Here is a 3,027-nt window from a genome sequence, read left to right on the forward strand (position 1 = left end):
TTCTGTTCGTCAGACCAGAAGTTTGCCTCCAGCTTCCTTCAGATTCCACCTCGCGATGGACACCCTTGCTCTTGGCTATGTGCTTGGCACTACTAACCCGCACTCGGGACTTTCACCCGTTAGATTGCGCCCATGCTGGGCACACCAAAAATAAGCTGATGCTTGTAGTTACCAAGGCATCAGCTCATCCACTTGTTTTATGTATGACCTTTTAGTTCTTATTCAATATGTTAATGTTAATGGTAAACTAAAAGGGAGAGATTTTGGCAAACAAAAATGGATAACATTATACATTTAATTACAATTATCCTCTCATTCTGATAGAATAATTAAAAATCTATTAGAGGGGTGTTGTGATAATGAAAGGATGGGCTATGTTTGTTGAAATCTATAATTACAAGGTGCTAGGGCTCAATAAGTCACAGGTAGCAAAAAAACTTGCTATTGATTATAAGACTGTCTGCAAGTATTGGGACATGAATCCAAGTACATTCCAAGAAATTCAAGCTAGTGCTAAATCAAGAAGTAAGAAGGTGGATGCCTACCAACATCAAATTCTTGAGTGGCTTAAGGAGTTTCCAGACCTATCTTCAGCTCAAATCTACGATTGGTTACTTGAAAGATACACGCATCTAGAATTTAAAGAACGTACACTCAGGCTGTATGTTCAACAACTTAGGCATGTCTATAAATTACCTAAAAATCCACCATTACGACAGTATCAAGAGATTCCTGAGTCACCTCCTGGTGAACAGGCTCAGGCTGATTTTGGTCAGATTTGGGTAAAGAAAGTAGATGGATCTAAGGTCAAAGTCTACTGTTTCGCACTTGTTCTAGCATATTCCAGATATAAGTTTGTATGGTGGCAAGATAGGCCGTTTAATACAAATGACCTGATTGGACTTCATGAAAGAGCTTTTGAATATTTTGGCGGTATGCCTAAGGAAATCGTCTATGATCAAGATCGCATCATTGTTGTTTCAGAGAATGCAGGTGATATCATTTGTACTGAAGCTTTTCAAAACTACATGAGTCACATGAAGTTTAAAATGAGGCTTTGCAGAGCCTATGATCCTGAAAGTAAGGGAAAGGTTGAAGCTGTGGTTAAGTTTGCTAAATATAACTTTGCAAGACACAGGCTTTTTACAGATATTGAATCTTTTAATGATGAGTGCCTACTATGGCTTGATAGAACTGGAAATGGGAAAATTCATGACATAACAAAGAAGGTACCCAAAGAAGTATTTCCCGTCGAAAAAGAACACTTACTTCAGATACCATCATCTTTGTTTAACAAAAAATCTACTATTAGTCTAACGTATTCCGTTCGAAAAAACAATACCATCTCTTATAAACAAAATCGTTATCAAGTGCCTAAAGGCACTTACTCTCCAGGGAAAGAAGTTCTTCTTTCTTTAAAAGATGATATGTTAGTTTTAGTAGACCCAGACACTGGTGAAGTACTTGCTACACATAAAATTTGTACAGATAAAGGAAAACTTATACAGATTCATCATCCGGAACGTGAAAAAGGGAAAAACCTTCAGGACTTAGAAGATAAAGCTTTGAAACTTTTGGGTGATAGTGCTAATGCCAAACGCTTTCTACAATCTATTGAAGAAGCTAAGCCAAGGTATTATAAAGATCAGCTTCACCTTATTAATCAAGTTTGTTTAGGGCAATCAATCCAGTGTATACAAGAAGCTCTACAGTACTGCCTGACTAAAAACCTTATAAGTGCAAGTCTTTTCAGAGAGGCTTTAGCGTATATCTTATCAAAAAAAGCAGAACCCTCTCCAGCAGATACGACACCTATAAAAAATCAGTTAAAAAGTACTACCCTCTTACACTACATTAAACCAGAGGTTAGAAATATAGAAGACTATCTTTTTAGTCCTAGAAAGGATGAGACAAAGTGGATACATTAGAAGAAATAATAAGCTATAGCACAACGCTTAAATTACCTTATCTTAAGCAAAATATTATACAAATTTTAGATACGGCTAAGAAAAATGACCAAACCTATCAAGACTTTTTACATAAGTTACTTCATAACGAAATGCTCTTAAGGGACGAGAGATCAAGAGAAAAGCGGGTTAAAAATGCTGCATTCCCTGCTACTAAAACAGTGGATGACTTTGATTTAGCATTTCAAAAATCTATAAGCAAACGTCAGCTCAATGAACTCTGTGAACTCACATGGATTGACCAAATGTATAATCTCATACTTCTTGGACCACCTGGCGTTGGAAAGAGTCACTTAGCCATTGCATTAGGACATAAGGCTATTGAGGCTGGCTATAATGTTAGCTTTGTAACAATGGACTTACTCATGCATACTTTAAAAACAGCTGAGATATCCAGAAAGAGTAAGGGAAAGCTTAATCGTATCTTAGGATCCAGCTTAGTAATTATAGATGAATTGGGTTATCTTCCGATTTCGAGAGAAGAGGCAAACTTATTTTTCGGTCTCATCTCAACATTACACGAGCAGGCATCAGTTATTATCACTTCGAATAAGGGATTTGAAGATTGGACAGAACTTCTAGGTGATCCTGCGTTAACAACAGCAGTGCTTGATAGAATTACTTATCGATGTGAAGTCATTACAATGCAAGGCAAAAGTTATCGATTAGAGCATCGTCAATCACTTTTTGAGAGCTAAGCTATTCGGTGATTAGCGTTTATGCCGCGAAAGTTCCTTGAGTATGAGGGGTGATATGCTAGAATACTTCATTAGGCAGCACCCACTTCGTAGTTTAGCTCCAAAGAAAGGGCTGACCTTGCTGACTATTAGCATATCAACGGAGGCTCATGGTCAAGGAAACCGTGGAATAAATGCGGACATAAATAAATCCCTAATCCACGCTATAAAAAATGGACTAGGGAAAATTATTTGCCAAAATTTCTCCAAAAGTACTTGCCGGTAACAACAAGTTAATCAAATCTATCTAGCACTATTTAACAGCATTTATGGGCGTGTAAATAATTATGTGTATTCTCTCTCTTGGAGACAATTAATAACTT

At 37.1% G+C, this 3,027-nt stretch carries 2 protein-coding genes; both read left to right on the top strand.

The features are described from left to right. The first annotated feature begins 359 nt into the window (after positions 1-359). Positions 360-1,928, top strand: a complete 1,569-nt coding sequence (gene istA / locus RRY75_RS14035; RefSeq protein WP_332717381.1) for an IS21 family transposase — start codon at positions 360-362, stop codon at positions 1,926-1,928. After that, complete coding sequence (istB, locus tag RRY75_RS14040) at positions 1,916-2,665, top strand: IS21-like element helper ATPase IstB (protein ID WP_332717384.1); 750 nt, start codon at positions 1,916-1,918, stop codon at positions 2,663-2,665. The genes istA and istB overlap by 13 nt, the downstream gene beginning before the upstream one ends. Positions 2,666-3,027: the final 362 nt, after the last annotated feature.

It is taken from the genome of Niameybacter sp., assembly GCF_036655075.1.
Classification (GTDB): Bacteria; Bacillota; Clostridia; order Lachnospirales; family Cellulosilyticaceae; genus Holtiella.

What these genes read in the sequence shown, in the direction of transcription:
- istA (WP_332717381.1), top strand. Translation starts at nt 360, where the DNA reads ATGAAAGGATGGGCTATGTTTGTTGAAATCTATAATTACAAGGTGCTA.